At 35.1% G+C, this 16,746-nt stretch carries 15 protein-coding genes and 1 riboswitch; of the genes, 13 read left to right on the top strand and 2 right to left on the bottom strand.

Annotated elements, in window-relative coordinates:
- Positions 1-52: 52 nt before the first annotated feature.
- Positions 53-799, bottom strand: coding sequence for an RDD family protein (locus CLV73_RS12130; RefSeq protein WP_100377163.1), 747 nt, complete (start codon positions 797-799; stop codon positions 53-55).
- A gap of 27 nt (positions 800-826) precedes the next feature.
- On the opposite strand from CLV73_RS12130, the gene CLV73_RS12125 reads away from it, so the two are divergent.
- From CLV73_RS12125 to CLV73_RS12085, 9 genes are all read left to right on the top strand, one after another.
- Positions 827-1,810 (top strand): stage II sporulation protein M, encoded by a 984-nt coding sequence (locus CLV73_RS12125; RefSeq protein ID WP_100377162.1) that lies wholly within the window; start codon positions 827-829, stop codon positions 1,808-1,810.
- On the top strand, positions 1,794-2,756 hold the full coding sequence (locus CLV73_RS12120) for a DUF4013 domain-containing protein (RefSeq protein WP_100377161.1): 963 nt from the start codon (positions 1,794-1,796) through the stop codon (positions 2,754-2,756). The genes CLV73_RS12125 and CLV73_RS12120 overlap by 17 nt, the downstream gene beginning before the upstream one ends.
- Positions 2,749-3,540 carry a DUF4129 domain-containing protein gene (locus CLV73_RS12115; protein ID WP_100377160.1) on the top strand — a complete coding sequence of 264 codons (792 nt, stop codon included), beginning with the start codon at positions 2,749-2,751 and terminating at the stop codon, positions 3,538-3,540. The genes CLV73_RS12120 and CLV73_RS12115 overlap by 8 nt, the downstream gene beginning before the upstream one ends.
- A 14-nt stretch (positions 3,541-3,554) precedes the next feature.
- Positions 3,555-4,718: a hypothetical protein gene (locus tag CLV73_RS12110; protein WP_100377159.1), complete on the top strand. Its 1,164-nt coding sequence runs from the start codon at positions 3,555-3,557 to the stop codon at positions 4,716-4,718.
- 95 nt (positions 4,719-4,813) lie between these two features.
- Positions 4,814-5,845, top strand: a complete 1,032-nt coding sequence (locus tag CLV73_RS12105) for an AAA family ATPase (RefSeq protein ID WP_169925764.1) — start codon at positions 4,814-4,816, stop codon at positions 5,843-5,845.
- 64 nt (positions 5,846-5,909) lie between these two features.
- Complete coding sequence (locus CLV73_RS12100; protein WP_100377158.1) at positions 5,910-6,266, top strand: four helix bundle protein; 357 nt, start codon at positions 5,910-5,912, stop codon at positions 6,264-6,266.
- A gap of 50 nt (positions 6,267-6,316) precedes the next feature.
- Positions 6,317-7,639 (top strand): DUF58 domain-containing protein, encoded by a 1,323-nt coding sequence (locus CLV73_RS12095; protein ID WP_100377157.1) that lies wholly within the window; start codon positions 6,317-6,319, stop codon positions 7,637-7,639.
- A gap of 60 nt (positions 7,640-7,699) precedes the next feature.
- A complete protein-coding gene (locus tag CLV73_RS12090; protein WP_100377156.1) occupies positions 7,700-8,413 on the top strand; it encodes a phosphodiester glycosidase family protein in 714 nt (237 codons plus the stop codon).
- 6 nt (positions 8,414-8,419) lie between these two features.
- Positions 8,420-8,845 carry an OsmC family protein gene (locus tag CLV73_RS12085; RefSeq protein ID WP_100377155.1) on the top strand — a complete coding sequence of 142 codons (426 nt, stop codon included), beginning with the start codon at positions 8,420-8,422 and terminating at the stop codon, positions 8,843-8,845.
- 78 nt (positions 8,846-8,923) lie between these two features.
- Here the strand turns inward: CLV73_RS12085 and CLV73_RS12080 are convergent, their stop codons facing one another.
- Complete coding sequence (locus tag CLV73_RS12080) at positions 8,924-11,536, bottom strand: MGH1-like glycoside hydrolase domain-containing protein (protein ID WP_100377855.1); 2,613 nt, start codon at positions 11,534-11,536, stop codon at positions 8,924-8,926.
- A gap of 186 nt (positions 11,537-11,722) precedes the next feature.
- Positions 11,723-11,831, top strand: a riboswitch (SAM riboswitch).
- 59 nt (positions 11,832-11,890) lie between these two features.
- Between CLV73_RS12080 and CLV73_RS19260 the strand changes: the two genes are divergently transcribed.
- The 4 genes from CLV73_RS19260 (at position 11,891) to CLV73_RS12060 (ending at position 16,732) form a co-directional block, all read left to right on the top strand.
- The gene (locus CLV73_RS19260; RefSeq protein WP_100377154.1) at positions 11,891-12,835 is read left to right on the top strand and encodes an alpha/beta fold hydrolase; all 945 of its coding nucleotides are present in this window, start codon (positions 11,891-11,893) and stop codon (positions 12,833-12,835) included.
- Positions 12,832-14,370, top strand: a complete 1,539-nt coding sequence (locus CLV73_RS19255; protein ID WP_100377153.1) for an ACT domain-containing protein — start codon at positions 12,832-12,834, stop codon at positions 14,368-14,370. The genes CLV73_RS19260 and CLV73_RS19255 overlap by 4 nt, the downstream gene beginning before the upstream one ends.
- A gap of 123 nt (positions 14,371-14,493) precedes the next feature.
- Entirely contained in the window at positions 14,494-15,654 is a 1,161-nt protein-coding gene (locus CLV73_RS12065; protein WP_100377152.1) for an O-succinylhomoserine sulfhydrylase, read from the top strand.
- A 67-nt stretch (positions 15,655-15,721) separates the two neighbouring features.
- A complete protein-coding gene (locus CLV73_RS12060; RefSeq protein WP_100377151.1) occupies positions 15,722-16,732 on the top strand; it encodes a homocysteine S-methyltransferase family protein in 1,011 nt (336 codons plus the stop codon).
- Positions 16,733-16,746 lie beyond the last annotated feature (14 nt).

The following is a 16,746-nucleotide window of genomic DNA, read 5'->3' as shown; positions in this document are numbered from 1 at the left end:
AAAATTGGATTAAATTTTCACAGTTCACTTGCGAAGCAAAGTTCAGAATTGACTAACTATCTTTTCCGGTATAATAATTATAATCCTTAATAATAATTCCGATAAACTGTCTTTCGGTCATCTTTGGATCTGTTTCCAGTTTGAGAATGGTTTTGATTTTTTCAGAAAGTTTATTAATAATGTGTCTGTCGTCTATTCTTAATGCTTTTTGATAGTTGTCTTTGATGATTCTCATATCGTTGTCACTTAAAGCAATCACCTGTGGAAAAGAAGGAATATAATCTTCCTGGATATTTTCAAGAATGGTGTGGGAAATATTGATGCTGTTTTTAAGCGAAATAACTGCCGTTCCTGAGGCAATATCCCCTAAACGCTGATTGTTTTTGGAAATAACCATAGAAATAATGCCAATTACTCCGACAAATAAAGTATCAATAATTCTGAATACCCAACGTATCATATAATCTCCAAAACTTGCCTGGTAACCATCAATTTTTACCACTCTTATTTTTAAGGCTCTTTTTCCGGGAGTCTGTCCTTCCATAAGGCTTTCCAATACCAACGGGTAAATATATACAGGAAAAGTAATGGCGATATAAATTGCCATTTGAGACCATTGATCAAGACCATCCAATAAGTAGCCTAAATCCAAGACATTGAAAAACAAATAAAAGATAACAATCACATAAGCAATTTTTATTAGCAAGTCGATGATAAAAGCGAGCATCCTTTCGCCCACACTCGCAACATTAAAATTAATATTGACATTTTGTGAGGTATTAATCGCAATTTGAGACATATTTTTTATTATTTTAGCCTTACAATTATGAGAGAAGTTTATTTCATTAAACAAAATAAAGAAAAATGGTTGGGAATTGAGCAGGTTATTCAGGGGAAAATTAAAAAAAATCCTGACGACCTTTCTTCGCTGTATATTAATCTCATCAATGATCTTTCTTTTGCACAGACTTACTATCCTAAAAGTAATACTACGGTTTATTTAAATCACCTCTCTTCTCAGATTTACCAGAAAATTTACAAAACGAAAAGAGTAGAAGAAAACCGTATCATGTATTTCTTCAAAACAGAAGTTCCTCTTTTGGTCTTTCAATACAGAAGATATCTTTTGTATGCTTTTCTCTTTTTTATTCTTTTTACTGCGATGGGAGTGGTTTCAGCCATTTATGATAAAGACTTTGCCAATATCATTTTGGGAGAAGACTACGTCAACATGACCATCGAGAATATAAAGAAAGGAAATGCGGTAGGAGTTTATCAGAGTGGTTCTACATGGGGAAGTACTATCGGTATTATTTTCAATAATATCGGAGTAGGAGCAAAGCTTTATTTGTATGGGATTTTTGGCGGTGTGGGAACTTTGTTTGCCTTATTGTCGAACAGTATCATGTTGGGTTCTTTTCAGTATCTCTTTTCAGAATACGGGGCTTTACGGGATAGTGCGAGAGGGATCTGGCTTCATGGAGTCTTTGAAATTTTCTCTATGGTGATTGAAGCGATGTGTGGCCTGATTTTAGGAGCCTCCATTTTGTTTCCGAAAACGCTTTCAAGATTCAATTCCTGTAAAATAGGGTTCAGAGATTCGTTTAAAATATTTCTGAGCACAGTTCCTTTTACAATATGTGCCGGAATTATTGAAGGATATGTAACCAGACATGCTTTAAAGATGCCCTTGATTTTAAATATCATCATCATTTTTGGATCATTGGCAATTATAGGAGGGTATTATTTCGTTTACCCATATATTGTAAATAAAAAAATTAATAAACACATACATGATGCAGTTTTATAAAAAAAGAGATTTCGGAACATTTATAAGTGACAGTTTTTCTTTCTTTAAGCTTTATGGTAAAAATTATTTTAAAAATTACATTTTACTGAACGGTCTGCTTCTTATCTTAATGGTAGTTGTTTTTATTTTCGGCTTTAAAGAGCTTTTTGGCCAGGCTTTAGGGTCTAATATCAACGGACAGAGTTATTACTTCGAAAATTATTTTCAGAATAATTTCGGGATGTTTTTTGCGACCGGAATTATTACGTTTATACTGTTTATGATCCTTATGATTATCAATTATCTTTATCCGGTCTTTTATCTGAAAAGATTGGCTACCGGTGAACATAAGATCAGAACGGATGATATTTTGGGGGATTTTAAAAGTAATTTCAAGAAAATAATCATCTTATGTTTAGGGATGACTTTTATTGTTACTCCTTTATCCTTTATCCTTATGGGAATTTCCTATGTGTTGGTTTTTCTTATTATAGGTATTTTTATCATGCTTTTTGTAGGACCTACGTTGTTTAATGTAGTTACATTTTTAATGTATGATTATTTTAATTCATCGAGAGGTTTCTTTGAAAGTCTGAGCTATTCGATAAGAGCTCAGTTTTCATATCCTAATGCAAGAGAAGGCTCTCCTTATTGGAAATACTGGGGAAGCACCATTATTATCTCGCTTATCTTATACATCATTTCGATGATCTTTACTGCGATTCCGATGGTTATATTTTTTGCTACCTTATCTACCACAGCTCCGGACGGAAACTTTGAGCAGGATCCTTTTAGTGGCGGATTTGGAGTGGTATTTTTTATAGTTTACGGCATATCGTTACTGGTTTCATTTTTTACTTCAAATATGCTGTATGTGAATGCAGGATTGATGTATTATGACAGCAGAACAGATCTTAATCAGAAAGTAGAATTGGCAGAAATTGATACGATCGGAATTAATGAATAAACTCATTCTTTTTTTTCTTTTTATTACGGCAGGCTTTTCTTTTGCGCAGGAAAGCAAACCGCCGACTGCAGTTGATGTAGTGGTGGATTCTTTAAGTGAAGAACATTATAAAGGAATGAATCGTGCAGATTCCGTACTGTTGAAGAAACCGATTACGGAAAATACAGTATATCCAAAGAAAATTAAAGAAAATATCCGGTCGAGATATAAAGGAAATGAATTTGATTATTCAGTATCAAAACCCAGAGAGTCTTTCTGGGAAAAGCTTCAGCGTAAAATCATCAGATTGATAGAAAGTATTTTTGGAAAAACGAGCTTAAGCAGTTCTGCAAAATTTACGGATATTTTAATCCGTTTGTTTGCCATTGTTTTGGTAGGTTTTCTATTGTATTTTATTATTAAATATTTATTGGGGAAAGACGGCAGTTTTATTTTCGGCAGAAAAAATAAGAAGCTGGATATTGCTGAGAAAGAACTTCATGAAAACATTCATGAGATCAATTTTCCGGAAAGTATTGCCCAATTTGAAAACAATGGAGAATACCGTTCTGCCATTCGATATCAGTTTTTATATATTTTGAAAAAGTTAAGTGACAGAAAAATTATCGTCTGGAACCCTGAAAAGACCAATAAAGATTACGTAACAGAACTGAAAGAGCCCAATCTGAAAAACGAATTTTCAAAACTGTCTTATATCTTCGATTATGTGTGGTATGGCGAATTCGGGATCGATAAAGAAGATTATTCCAGATTCAAGCAGCAGTATCAATCTTTCAAACTGTAATTAATTTAGAAGAAATGAACAAGACTTTCAAAATATATGCTTTGGTATTCATCATTATTATGGTGATATTGGCATTGCTTGAAATAAACAAAAAAGAAGTTACAGATTGGCGTAAGAATTTTGATGTAGAGGAAAAATCTCCTTTCGGATTATTCGTCTTCAACCATGAAAGTAAAGACCTCTTTAAAGGAAAACTGAAGAAGGTTGATGTTTCGGCTTATGAATACTATAATGAGAATAAAAACAAACCGGTTCACAATATTCTCATCGTTGAAAGCGAAATCGACATGGAATCCTGGAAAAAGATTATGGATCAGGTTTCCAGAGGTTCTGATGCGATGATCATTGTAAGTCAGCTTCCGAAACAGATTTCAGACAGTATAGGTTATTATGACTCTCAGATTTCTTTTGAAGAAGAAAATTATTTAAAACTTACCGATAAAAAATATCAGGGAGATTTTATTCATTTAGACAAATTTCCTTCAGGGAGAGGCTTTTCTTATATAAAACCCGGAGTTGAGGTTCTGGGTAAGACGGTAGAAAAAAATAACTCAGATCAGGCAAATTTTATTAAAGCAAAATTCGGGAAAGGTACTTTTTATGTGCATTGTGAACCATTATTCCTTACCAATTATTATCTGCTGAAAAAAGGAAATGTAAAATATTTTCAGGATGTATTTTCTTATCTTCAGGATAGAGATACGCTTTGGTTTGTAGAAAGCAATACAAAAGAGTCTCGGTTCTTCATGAGATTTATCCTTTCAAAACCTGCTCTGAAATATGCTTGGTGGGTATTTTTGGGAGGTTTGGTCTTATTTATATTCTTTAATGCAAAAAGAAAACAAAGAGTAGTCCCAATCATAGAGCCTTTGAAAAATACATCTGCAGAATTTGTAAAAAGTATCGGTAATTTATATCTTCAGGAAGGGGATTTTCATGATATGATGGCGAAAAAAGCCCAGTATTTTTTAAATAAAGTGAGGCTTGACTTTTTAATCGATACCCAGAATCTGGATGAAGATTTTGCGAAAAAGCTCCATTTAAAAACAGGGAAATCGATAGAAATGATTGAAGAAGCAATTAAGCTGATCAAAAAAGGGCAGGATCCTTATTCCAGTGTGATGAAGGAGGATCTTGTGAGAATGAATAAGCTGTTGGATGAAATCATTAAAATATAACAATCTAATTATCTGATAATGTAGTTGTCATTCTGCGCAAAGCGAAGAATCTTATTGCTAAACGGCTATATTATCAGATTGAAAAACATAATAGTATGGATAATTTTGAAAACCCAAATTTAGACAATCAGGCTGCTGTAGATCTTGAAAAAAAAGAAGGGGATTTTCAGTCTCGTATAGACATGATCGAACTTCGTGCAAGTTTAGAGAAAGTAAAAACCGAAATCGCTAAAGTGATTGTCGGTCAGGAAGACATGATAGAGCATCTTTTGGCTGCTCTTTTGTCGAACGGACATGTTCTTATAGAAGGTGTTCCGGGAGTGGCAAAAACCATTACGGCAAAACTACTGGCAAAAACCATTGACGTAGATTTCAGCAGAATTCAGTTTACCCCGGATCTGATGCCTTCAGATATTTTGGGAACCTCTGTTTTCAGTGTGAAAAATTCAGAATTTGAATTTAAAAAAGGCCCAATTTTCTCCAACTTTGTTCTGATTGATGAGATCAACAGATCACCGGCGAAAACGCAGTCGGCTCTTTTTGAAGTAATGGAAGAAAGGCAGATCACCATGGACGGAACCCGTTATACGATGGATGAACCTTTTTTAGTTGTTGCTACTCAAAACCCTATTGAACATGAAGGTACGTACAGACTTCCTGAAGCTCAGCTGGACCGTTTTCTTTTTAAGATCAATGTAAGATATCCGAATCTTGAACAGGAAATTGCGATCATAAAAAATCAGCATGAAAGTAAAAAAGAAGATAAGACAGATGTTGTAGAACGCGTCATTACGGCTCAACAGCTTAAAAATTATCAACAGCTGGTCAAAGAAATCATCGTAGAATCTCAGTTGATAGAATATATTGCTAAAATCATCATCAATACCAGAGAAAACCAGTTTTTATATTTAGGAGCTTCTCCAAGAGCGAGTTTGGCATTACTGACGGCTTCAAAAGCTTTTGCCGCATTGAGAGGAAGAGATTTCGTAACTCCTGAAGATATCAAAGAAGCAAGTTATGCAGTATTAAGACACAGAGTAATTGTCTCTCCGGAAAGAGAAATGGAAGGCTTAACTGCTGATGAAATTATCAGACAAATTTTAGAAGGAATAGAGATTCCTAGATAGGTAAGATAGGTAGTAGGTAAAAGGTAGCAGATTATAGCTTAATGAATCATTAATGGGTTAAGGAATGGCTAATTTTAAAGAGCTTTTAGTTTGGCAAAAATCTATTGATTTTGTAACTGAAATTTATAGGACAACTGAAACTTTTCCAAAAGATGAAACGTTTGGCTTAAAATCTCAAATTAGGAGAGCTTCTGTTTCGATTCCGTCGAATATTGCGGAAGGAAATTCCAGAAGAAGTAAGCCTGATTACCTTCAGTTTTTAAAGATTTCCAGAGGAAGTTGTGCTGAAGTAGAAACTCAATTAATTATTGCGAAAAATCTTAATTTTTTAAAAGAAGAAAATTATTTAAAATTAAATCAGGACATTCTAGAAATCTCAAAAATGTTGAACGGACTTATAAATTCATTGAAAGAAATTTAAAACAATCTTAAAAACTGCAACCTAAAATCTAAGACCTGCAACCTAAAAGAATGAAAAACCTATACATCAATACACGCTTTTTCTTTGCACTCATCGGAGTGGGGATTATCTATGTCTTTGCATTTTTCTTTCCTTTTCTGATGATTGTTGCGCATGCTTTATTGTTGATCAGTTTTCTGGCGGTGATGGTAGATTATTTGCTCGTTTTTAACGGAAAGGAAGGAGTTTTATCACAGAGAATATTACCAGAGAAACTATCCAACGGCGATGAAAATCCGGTTAAAGTTGATATTAAAAACAATTACAGATTTAAGATTCATGTAAAAGTAATTGATGAGATTCCTTTTCAGTTTCAGAAAAGAGATTTCATGATCGAAAAAAGTATTGAAGAAGGCAGAAATTCATTTTTTCAATATGTTTTAGAACCTAAAGAAAGAGGGGAGTACAGCTTTGGTGCTTTAAATATTTTTGTTTCTTCCCCTTTAGGATTGGTTGCTAAGAGATTTACTTTTCAGAAAGATGCCATGTTGCCTTCTTATCCTTCATTTATTCACTTAAGAAAATATGAATTGATGGCACTTCAAAACGAATTTTTATTGGGGGGAATCAAAAAAATACGAAAACTGGGACACACCATGGAATTTGAGCAGATCAAAGAATATGTTCCCGGAGATGATGTAAGAACGATCAACTGGAAAGCAACCTCCAAAGCAAATCGATTGATGGTGAATCAGTTTCAGGATGAAAAAGCACAACGTATTTTTATGCTGATCGATAAAGGAAGAACGATGAAAATGCCATTTAACGGATTAAGCCTTTTGGATTATTCTATCAATGCAACGATGGCCTTATCTCATATCATTCTGAAAAAAGGAGACCGGGCAGGAATGATGACTTTTTCTAAAAAAACCGAAAACAGAGTAGCTGCAGATAATAAATCCGGACAATTAAAGAAAATTTCTGAAGCTTTATACAATGTTAAGACAGATTTCTTTGAAAGCGATTTCAACAGATTGTACCAGGATGTAAAATTTTCTCTCAATCAAAGAAGTTTAGTCTTACTGTTTACCAATTTTGAAACATTGGACGGACTGAACAGGCAGTTAAAATACCTTCGTGGAATTGCTAAAAACCATTTGCTGGTTGTCGTGTTCTTTAAAAATTCCGAAATACAGACATTGATGCATAAGAACCCTGAAAATATGCAGGAGATCTATGATGAAATTGTAGCAGAGAAATTTGAGTTCGAGAAAAAATTAATCATTCAGGAACTTCGAAAATATGGGATTTATTCAGTGTATACACTTCCTGAAAACTTAAATATCGATGTGATCAATAAGTATCTTGAGATAAAAGCGAGAGGGATTTTATAACTTTGAAGATTCGGGTTCTTTAAACTACTCACATTTTGATTTTTACTAAAATGCATTAAGATGAGAATTTCATTAATGATATTGTGTTTTTATTCCATATTATCCTGTAATGGTAAATTGAAAAATGAAGATGATTTTGTGATATTTAAAGTAAATCCGAAACTTGAAAATGTCTCATTGTATTGGAAAGATGATGACGGAACCATTCTTAAAAGTATTAAGAATCTAAAAAATAAAGTAGAACACGATAACAAGAGATTAATATTTGCCATGAATGGCGGAATGTTTGAAATGAACAATTCTCCAAAAGGACTTTATATTGAAAATTTTAAAATTCTAAATAAACTCGACACATTATCAGGAAAGGGTAATTTCTATCTCAATCCCAATGGAGTATTTTATCTCACAAAAAATAATGATGCTGAATTAATTGAGACGAAAGCTTTTAAGTATCATTCAAATATTAAATACGCGACTCAATCTGGACCGATGCTGCTGTTTAGCGGAGAAATAAATCCGATTTTTCAGGAAAACTCCCAAAATGTTAATGTAAGAAATGGAGTAGGGATTTTAAAGGATGGAAATATAGTTTTTATTATGTCTAAAAAAGAAGTTAATTTTTATAATTTTGCTTCTATATTTAAAGAACTAGGCTGTATAAAAGCTTTGTATCTCGATGGTTTTGTATCAAGAACTTATTATCCGGACAAAAAATGGATTCAAAAAGACGGTGATTTTGGAGTCATGATTGGAGTAACTGAACTGAAAAAATAAATTAAAATGAAAATAACACTTAACAGAATCAACGACGATTTTTTATTTGAATGCACCAACTCACAAGGGAATTCAATTTTACTGGATAATACTTCTCAGCCTGGAGCAAAAGGAGTTTCTCCTATGGAAAGTGTTTTGATGGCCGTTGCAGGGTGTAGCGGAATTGACGTAGTTTCTATCCTGAAAAAACAGAGACAGGAAATTACCGGTTTTAAAGCTGAGGTAGAAGGAGAACGTATTCCTGTTGAAGACGCAAAACCATTCAAAGCGATTAAGGTGAAATTTCTATTAGAAGGAAATATCGATCCTAAAAAAGCACAGAAAGCAGCTCAGTTATCTTTTGAAAAATACTGTTCTGTTTCTAAAACACTAGAGCCTACTGTAGAAATAGGGTACGAAGTTTTTGTAAACGGAGAGCAAGTTACTCACTAGAATACTATTACGAATATTTTAGGGTATGAGAATTTGAACGTTGTTTTCGATTCTAATACCCTAATTTTTAAAATTTATTTACATTAATCTCGGTTTCATTAGTTTTGCAACCGTTGCAGTCCATCCTGTCTGATGCGATGCACCGACTCCGCGACCATTGTCACCATGAAAATATTCAAAAAAGGTGATATAATCTCTAAAGTTTTCGTCAAAATTAAACTTAGCATTTCCACCATTGAAAGGACGTTGCCCGCTACCATCCTTTAAGAAAATAGAACATAATCTGTGGCTTATATTCTGGGCAACTTCATCAAGATTTCGTTTGTCCCCACTTCCGGTCGGAAGTTCTACTTTCAGACTGTTTCCGTAATAATAATGAAAACGCTGTAGACTTTCCACAATCAGGAAATTAATAGGAAACCAAATCGGACCTCTCCAGTTGCTGTTTCCACCAAACATTCTGCTGTCGCTTTCTGCAGGGGTATAGTACACGACATTTTCAACGCCATGAACTGAGAAAACAAACGGGTTTTCTTCATATACTTTTGACATGGCACGAATTCCATAGGGGCTTAAAAATTCCTTTTCGTCAAGCATTCTTGTTAAAACCTTTGTCAACCTGTTTTTACGGAGAATACTCATGAGATGCTTTCTTCCTTGCCCCTCTTCGTCCCAGTGAGAAACAAGTTTGGTCAGTTCAGGTTTATTTTTTAGGATCCAATCCATTCTTGCAGTGAAGTTGGGCATGTTTTCCAATAATTTATGGTCAACAATTTCTACCGCAAACAATGGAATTAATCCCACGATACTTCTTAGTCTTAAGGAAACACTGTCGCCGTTACCAAGCTGAAGGACGTCATAGAAAAATCCGTCTTCTTCATTCCAGAGACCTTTTGTTCCTTCACCCAGATTTTCCATCGCTTCTGCAATATAAAGATAATGCTCAAAGAACTTAATAGCCATATCTTCATACACCTGATAATACTGAGCCAGCTCCATAGCAATTCGCATCATGTTTAAGGCATACATTGCCATCCAGCTTGTTCCATCCGCTTGCTCCAAATGTTGGCCATCCTTTAAAACCATATTACGGTCAAAAGCACCGATATTATCCAGGCCAAGGAAACCTCCGCCGAAAATATTTTTACCGTTTTTATCCTTTCGGTTGACCCACCATGTAAAATTCAGAAGAAGTTTCTGGAAAACTTTCTCCAAAAATAAAAGGTCGGGTTTTCCATTTTGCTTTTCATCAATTTTAAAAACACGGAAACAAGACCATGCATGTACAGGAGGATTTACATCACTTAAATTCCACTCATAAGCAGGAAGCTGTCCGTTCGGATGCATGTACCATTCCTTTGTCAGCAAAAGAAGCTGCCCCTTTGCAAATTCAGCATCAATAATGGAAAAAGGAACACAGTGAAATGCCAGATCCCAAGTCGCATACCATGGATATTCCCACTTATCGGGCATCGAAATAATGTCCTTATTATGCATATGATTCCATTCCGTATTTCTTACATAATTGCTGAAATCTCTTGGTGCATCAAAATTAGGATCGCCTTTCAGCCATTTCCCGACATTGTAATGATAAAACTGCTTATTCCAAAGCAAACCTGCAAAAGCCTGTCTCTGAACATTTCTTTCATCATCATTGACGACATCGTTCTGAATTTCATCATAAAATTCATTGGCTTCCTCCATTCTCTGATCGAAGATTTGATCAAACTGGTCAAACGGTTCATCCAGATTATGTGGTGAAAGTCTGAAATCAAAAGTTCTAGAAGCTCCCGCCTCAATTGTTTCATCGATTAAGAATGAAGCTTTTGTCCCTGTTTTTTCGGGATTTATAGTATTGCTTCCGTAAATGATGTAATCATTGATCCCGTCTTTGAAATAAGTATTTCCGGGGTAGGGTGTTCCGTATAGTTTCGGATTGTTGGTTTCGTTCTCACAAAAAACGCTTTGCGCACTATCATTTCTTGAATAAAACTTTTTGATGGAAATGCTGTCATGATTGATACTGATACTTCCGTCATTCGCTGCATTTAATTGAGCTTTATAGGTGTTGTATCCCCATTTCCAGTTATTTCTGAACCATACTGTTGGTGCAATCACGATAGGCGCGCTGATCTCACTTCTGTTACAAACCGTGATTCTGATTAAAATATCGTTATGATCCGCCTTGGCATATTCAATAAAGATGTCGAAGTATTCATCCTTATCAAAAATTCCGGTATCAATAATTTCGTATTCAGGTTCCTTTTTACTTCTCTTAGCATTCTCTGAACGGATTTTATCATACGGAAAGGCATTCATAGGATATTTATACACCATCTTCATATAGCTGTGTGTAGGTGTATTATCCAGATAATAAAAAATTTCTTTGATATCTTCCCCGTGATTTCCTTCAGGATTGCTCAATCCGAAGAGACGTTCTTTTACGATTCGGTCTTTCTTATTCCAGAAGGAAAAGGCAAAACATAAAAGCTGCTTTACATCGGAGATTCCCGCGATCCCTTCCTCTCCCCAACGGTACGCATAGCTTTCTGCAGCGTCATGATTGGCGAAATTCCATGCATCACCGTTGGAGCTGTAGTCTTCACGTACATTTCCCCATTGTCGGTTGCTTACATATGGACCCCAGTTTTTCCAGTTGGTATCTTTTAATCTTTGTTTTTCAGCAATCATACTCAGCATTTTTCAATACGAAGGTAGTTTTTTTGAGAAAAAATTCCAACATCCTGAATCTGAATAAAATTTAATATTCACAGGCAAGCCTTTATTTAATGAGGTTTCTGAGCTTTAAAATAATTTATTTTAATATATAAAAGAAATGTTATACCTTTGCACCATTCGTTCATTCAAATATTGAAAATGTTATCAAGAAAGGTTGAGGGATTAGACCCTGTGAAACCTTAGCAACCCTTTGTGAAAGCAAAGAAGGTGCTACGTTCTACCAAATTTATTTTTGGACAGATAACTTACTGAAGTTCTTTCAGCCATTTCCTGTGGCATTTTCAATTGTATTAAAATATAATAGAATTGAAAGCAGAACTTAAACATATTAATTTTTCGTATCGTACAGATTCCCAAAAGGAATATAATATCCCGTTGAGCTATCAGCTTTTCGGGAAAGACTTGTTTTCAGCACCGATCATTTTAGTTAACCACGCCTTAACCGGAAATTCCAATGTTTCAGGAGAAAACGGATGGTGGAAACAATTGATTGGAGAAGGTCAGGTCATAGATACAAATACCTACACAGTTCTGTGTTTCAATATCCCCGGAAACGGTTACGATGATTCTTTTATTAATGAGTACGAAGATTTCACGCCTTCAGATATTGCCAATATCTTCTTAAAAGGTCTTGAAATATTACATATTAAAAGTGTGTACACAATTATTGGAGGCTCTTTAGGAGGAGGAATCGGCTGGGAAATGTTGGTGAAAAATCCAAATCTTTCTGAAATTTTTATTCCTATTGCCTGCGATTTTAAAACTCATGATTGGCTTCACGCACAATGCCTGGTTCAGAAATTTTTGTTAAATCAAAATGATGAGCCTTTACAGAAAGCGAGAATCCATGCGATGCTCTGTTACAGAACACCAGAATCTTTAAACGACAGATTTCAAAACAAATATAATCAGGAAAAACAGCGATTGGAGTCAGAAGACTGGCTTATTTATCATGGGAATTCATTAAACGAAAGATTTAGTTTAAAGTCTTATAAGCTAATGAATCATTTACTGATGAATATCAATGCTGATGAAAAAAAACTGGAAAAAATAGAGGCACGAATGCACCTGATCTCAGTAGATACGGACCTGTTTTTTCCGGCATCAGAGATTCGAATGTGCTTTGAAAAGCTGAAATCAAAAAAAGGAAATGTTTTCTATCACGAGATACAATCAATTCATGGGCATGATGCCTTTTTAATGGAGTACAAACAACTAAATAATATAATAAAACCTATTCTGAAAATATGACAACATCAGATATTATAAACATCTATCGAAACAAAGCATTGGTAAATTTTGAGGGAAAAGACTTCCTTGGACAGATTGGAGTGGATTCCAGAATTTTCCGAGTGCTGAATGATGCAGGTATAAGCGTAGGAGTGATTTCTCAACAGGCGATTGAGAATGGAATTTCTGTTTTGGTAGATGAAAATGATGCGGAAGATGCAGTACGTGTTCTTACTGAAGAATTTAAAAATGAAAAGGCAAAAGGAGCTGTAAGTAATATCTACAATATTAATAATGTAGCAGTGATCGGATTTGTATCTGAAAATTACAATAAAATCCTTTCCGAACTTCAAAGAAACAAAATCTTCCCATTGCTGTTGAACCAAATTGCATCTGCAGGAAGAGTAAATATAGTGGTGACTGATAACCAAACCGAGATTGCCAAAAATATCGTGGAGACTGAAATCTATGGAAAACCGAAAGTGGTACATTTAGCTTTGATCGGACACGGAAATGTAGGTGGAACTTTGGTAGAACAAATCCTGGATTCTTCACATGATATTTTAACGAGAAAAAGATTACAGTTGAAAATCATTGCGATTGCCAATTCTAAAAAAATGGCTTTAAACAAAGGCGGTTTTGGAAGTGACTGGAGACAGAAAGTGAATTACTCTCAAACTGAATCTAGTGTAGAAGGTTTGATCAACTATGCAAAAGAACATCATCTGGAAAATTTGGTGATGGTAGATAACACGGCAAGCAAGGACTTTGTAAAACATTACGATGTGTTTGTAGATAATGGTTTTGATATTGTTTCATCCAATAAAATCTATAATACACTTCCGATTGCAAACTATAGAAGTTTAAGAAAAGCATTAGAGAAAAATAAAAAACAATACCTGTACGAAACCAATGTTGGGGCTGGTTTACCTTTAATCGATACTATCAAATTATTACATCTTTCAGGAGAAAATATTACAAGAATTAAAGGAGTTTTCTCAGGAACATTGAGCTATGTTTTCAATAACTTTTCTTTGAGAAACGATAAATTTTCAACCATTATCAATGAAGCTCTGGAAAAAGGATATACAGAGCCGGACCCAAGAGAAGACTTATCAGGAAATGATGTAGCGAGAAAATTATTGATTCTGGCAAGAGAGCTGGATCTTATCAATGAATTTGAAGATATCAATATTCAGAACTTAGTGCCTGAAAGTCTGCTTTCAGTTTCAAAATCGGAATTCCTTTCCAGATTGGAAGAACTGGATGAAGAATATCAGAAAATTAAAGACAATCAGGAGCCGGGACACGTGTTAAGATATGTTGGAGACTTACACGGAGACTTACAAAAAGAAAAAGGAGAACTTGATGTGAAATTAGTTTCCGTTCCTGCAACTTCCGCATTAGGACAATTAAAAGGTTCGGATTCAATCTTCGAAATTTATACGGAAAGCTATGGCGAAAACCCAATTGTCATCATGGGAGCCGGAGCCGGAGCAAAAGTTACGGCAAGAGGAGTTTTCGGAGATATTTTAAGACTAAGTGAAAAAAAATAAATTAATATAACAATTTAATAATGTAGAGGTTGGGTAGTATTGATTATTATTGTCATGCTGAGCTTGTCGAAGCATCTCATTATTATATTGCTAAACTCATACATTACTACAATTTAAAACTTTATGGAAAATTTTGAAACCTTCGCGATAAGAACGCAAACTGAAAGAACTCAGTTTGATGAACATTCAACGCCTCTATATTTGACATCCAGCTTTATTTTTCAGGACGCAGAAGATATGAGAGCGAGTTTTGCAGAAGAAAAACAGAAGAATCTTTACAGCCGGTTTTCAAACCCGAATGTAACGGAATTCACAGATAAAATTGCCAAAATGGAAGGAGCCGAATCCGGTTATGCTTTTGCAACAGGAATGGCTGCGATTTATTCAACTTTCGCTACTTTGTTAAATGCAGGAGATCATATCGTAAGCTGTCAGTCGGTTTTCGGTTCTACCCATACGTTGTTCACCAAATATTTCCCGAAATGGAATATTGAAACCACTTATTTTAAAGCAGAAGATTCCGAAAATGTAGAAAAATATATTCAACCGAATACTAAAATTTTATATCTGGAAACACCTACTAATCCTGCAATTGAGGTGTTGGATTTAGAATTTTTCGGACAAATTGCAAAGAAGCATAATTTAATTTTCATAGTAGATAACTGTTTTGCAACACCGTATTTGCAACAGCCGATCAAATACGGAGCAGACATCGTAGTGCATTCCGCAACAAAGTTGATTGACGGTCAGGGCCGTGTTTTGGGTGGAGTAGCAGTGGGCAGAGAAGATCTGATTCGTGAAATTTATCTTTTTGCAAGAAATACTGGACCGGCAATGTCGCCTTTCAATGCCTGGGTGTTATCTAAAAGTTTGGAAACTTTAGCCATCCGTGTTGAAAAACATTGTGAAAACGCTTTAAAAGTGGCTGAATTTTTAGAAAGCCATCAGAATGTAGAACTGGTAAAATATCCTTTTCTGCCTTCTCATCCAAGTTATGAAATTGCTAAAAAGCAAATGAAGTTAGGGGGAAACATCGTAGCATTCGAAATCAAAGGCGGAATTGAAGGTGGAAGAAACTTTTTAGATAAGATTAAAATGTGTTCGCTTTCTGCAAATCTTGGTGATACAAGAACAATTGTTACGCATCCGGCTTCTACAACGCATTCCAAATTGTCAGACGAAGAAAGAAATGAAGTAGGAATTACGGCAGGGTTGGTTCGTTGTTCAGTAGGTCTGGAAAATGTGGATGATATTATTGCGGATTTAAAACGGGCGCTTGGATAATTCAATAGGAGCGGGCTTTAGCCCGTTTAAAATAATGAAATACAAATGGCTTTAGCCAAAACATACAATGAAAAATTCAGAACAACTATACAAAGCATTATCCGAGAGAATTTTAATTCTGGACGGAGCGATGGGAACCATGCTTCAACGATATAAGTTCGAGGAAGAAGATTATCGTGGTGAGCGTTTCAAAGATTGGGAACATCCGGTAAAAGGAAACAATGATCTGTTGTCATTAACGCAACCTCAGGCGATTGAAGAAGTTCACAGAAAATATCTCGAAGCAGGAGCAGATATTATCGAAACCAATACGTTTTCGGGAACAACGATTGCGATGGCAGATTATCACATGGAAGATCTGGTTTACGAACTCAACTATGAATCTGCAAAAATCGCAAGAAAAGTATGTGATGAATTTACTGCACTGAATCCTGATAAACCAAGATTCGTAGCAGGTTCTATTGGTCCAACTAACAGAACGGCAAGTTTAAGTCCGGATGTAAACGATCCTGGTTACAGAGCCATTACATTTGAAGAATTAAGAGTCGCTTACAAACAACAGTGTGAAGCTTTATTAGACGGCGGTTCAGATATTCTTTTGGTCGAAACCATTTTTGACACCTTAAACGCAAAGGCAGCTTTATTTGCTATCGATGAAATTCAGGATGAGAGAGGAATAAAAATCCCAATTATGGTTTCAGGAACGATTACTGATGCTTCAGGAAGAACGTTGAGCGGGCAAACCGCAGAAGCATTTTTAATCTCCGTTTCACATTTGAATTTATTAAGCGTAGGCTTCAACTGTGCTTTGGGAGCCAATCAGTTGACGCCTTATCTGGAAACATTGGCTCACAATTCAGAATTTCATGTTTCGGCATATCCGAATGCAGGTCTTCCTAACGCTTTTGGGAAGTATGACGAAACACCGGAAGATATGGCAAGTCAGATAAAGGAATATGTGGAGAAAGGATTGATCAATATTATTGGAGGTTGCTGTGGAACAACACCAGATCACATCAAGGCGATTGCAGATCTGGTAGCACAATATCCGCCAAGAAAATTGAAAGAATTTGTATGATTTAATAGAATTTT

Source organism: Chryseobacterium geocarposphaerae (assembly GCF_002797535.1).
Lineage (GTDB): Bacteria > Bacteroidota > Bacteroidia > Flavobacteriales > Weeksellaceae > Chryseobacterium > Chryseobacterium geocarposphaerae.
This window is presented reverse-complemented; position numbering and strand designations above follow the sequence as displayed.

What these genes read in the sequence shown, in the direction of transcription:
- CLV73_RS12130 (WP_100377163.1), bottom strand. Translation starts at nt 799, where the DNA reads ATGTCTCAAATTGCGATTAATACCTCACAAAATGTCAATATTAATTTT.
- CLV73_RS12125 (WP_100377162.1), top strand. Translation starts at nt 827, where the DNA reads ATGAGAGAAGTTTATTTCATTAAACAAAATAAAGAAAAATGGTTGGGA.
- CLV73_RS12120 (WP_100377161.1), top strand. Translation starts at nt 1,794, where the DNA reads ATGATGCAGTTTTATAAAAAAAGAGATTTCGGAACATTTATAAGTGAC.
- CLV73_RS12115 (WP_100377160.1), top strand. Translation starts at nt 2,749, where the DNA reads ATGAATAAACTCATTCTTTTTTTTCTTTTTATTACGGCAGGCTTTTCT.
- CLV73_RS12110 (WP_100377159.1), top strand. Translation starts at nt 3,555, where the DNA reads ATGAACAAGACTTTCAAAATATATGCTTTGGTATTCATCATTATTATG.
- CLV73_RS12105 (WP_169925764.1), top strand. Translation starts at nt 4,814, where the DNA reads ATGGATAATTTTGAAAACCCAAATTTAGACAATCAGGCTGCTGTAGAT.
- CLV73_RS12100 (WP_100377158.1), top strand. Translation starts at nt 5,910, where the DNA reads ATGGCTAATTTTAAAGAGCTTTTAGTTTGGCAAAAATCTATTGATTTT.
- CLV73_RS12095 (WP_100377157.1), top strand. Translation starts at nt 6,317, where the DNA reads ATGAAAAACCTATACATCAATACACGCTTTTTCTTTGCACTCATCGGA.
- CLV73_RS12090 (WP_100377156.1), top strand. Translation starts at nt 7,700, where the DNA reads ATGAGAATTTCATTAATGATATTGTGTTTTTATTCCATATTATCCTGT.
- CLV73_RS12085 (WP_100377155.1), top strand. Translation starts at nt 8,420, where the DNA reads ATGAAAATAACACTTAACAGAATCAACGACGATTTTTTATTTGAATGC.
- CLV73_RS12080 (WP_100377855.1), bottom strand. Translation starts at nt 11,536, where the DNA reads ATGATTGCTGAAAAACAAAGATTAAAAGATACCAACTGGAAAAACTGG.
- CLV73_RS19255 (WP_100377153.1), top strand. Translation starts at nt 12,832, where the DNA reads ATGACAACATCAGATATTATAAACATCTATCGAAACAAAGCATTGGTA.
- CLV73_RS12065 (WP_100377152.1), top strand. Translation starts at nt 14,494, where the DNA reads ATGGAAAATTTTGAAACCTTCGCGATAAGAACGCAAACTGAAAGAACT.
- CLV73_RS12060 (WP_100377151.1), top strand. Translation starts at nt 15,722, where the DNA reads ATGAAAAATTCAGAACAACTATACAAAGCATTATCCGAGAGAATTTTA.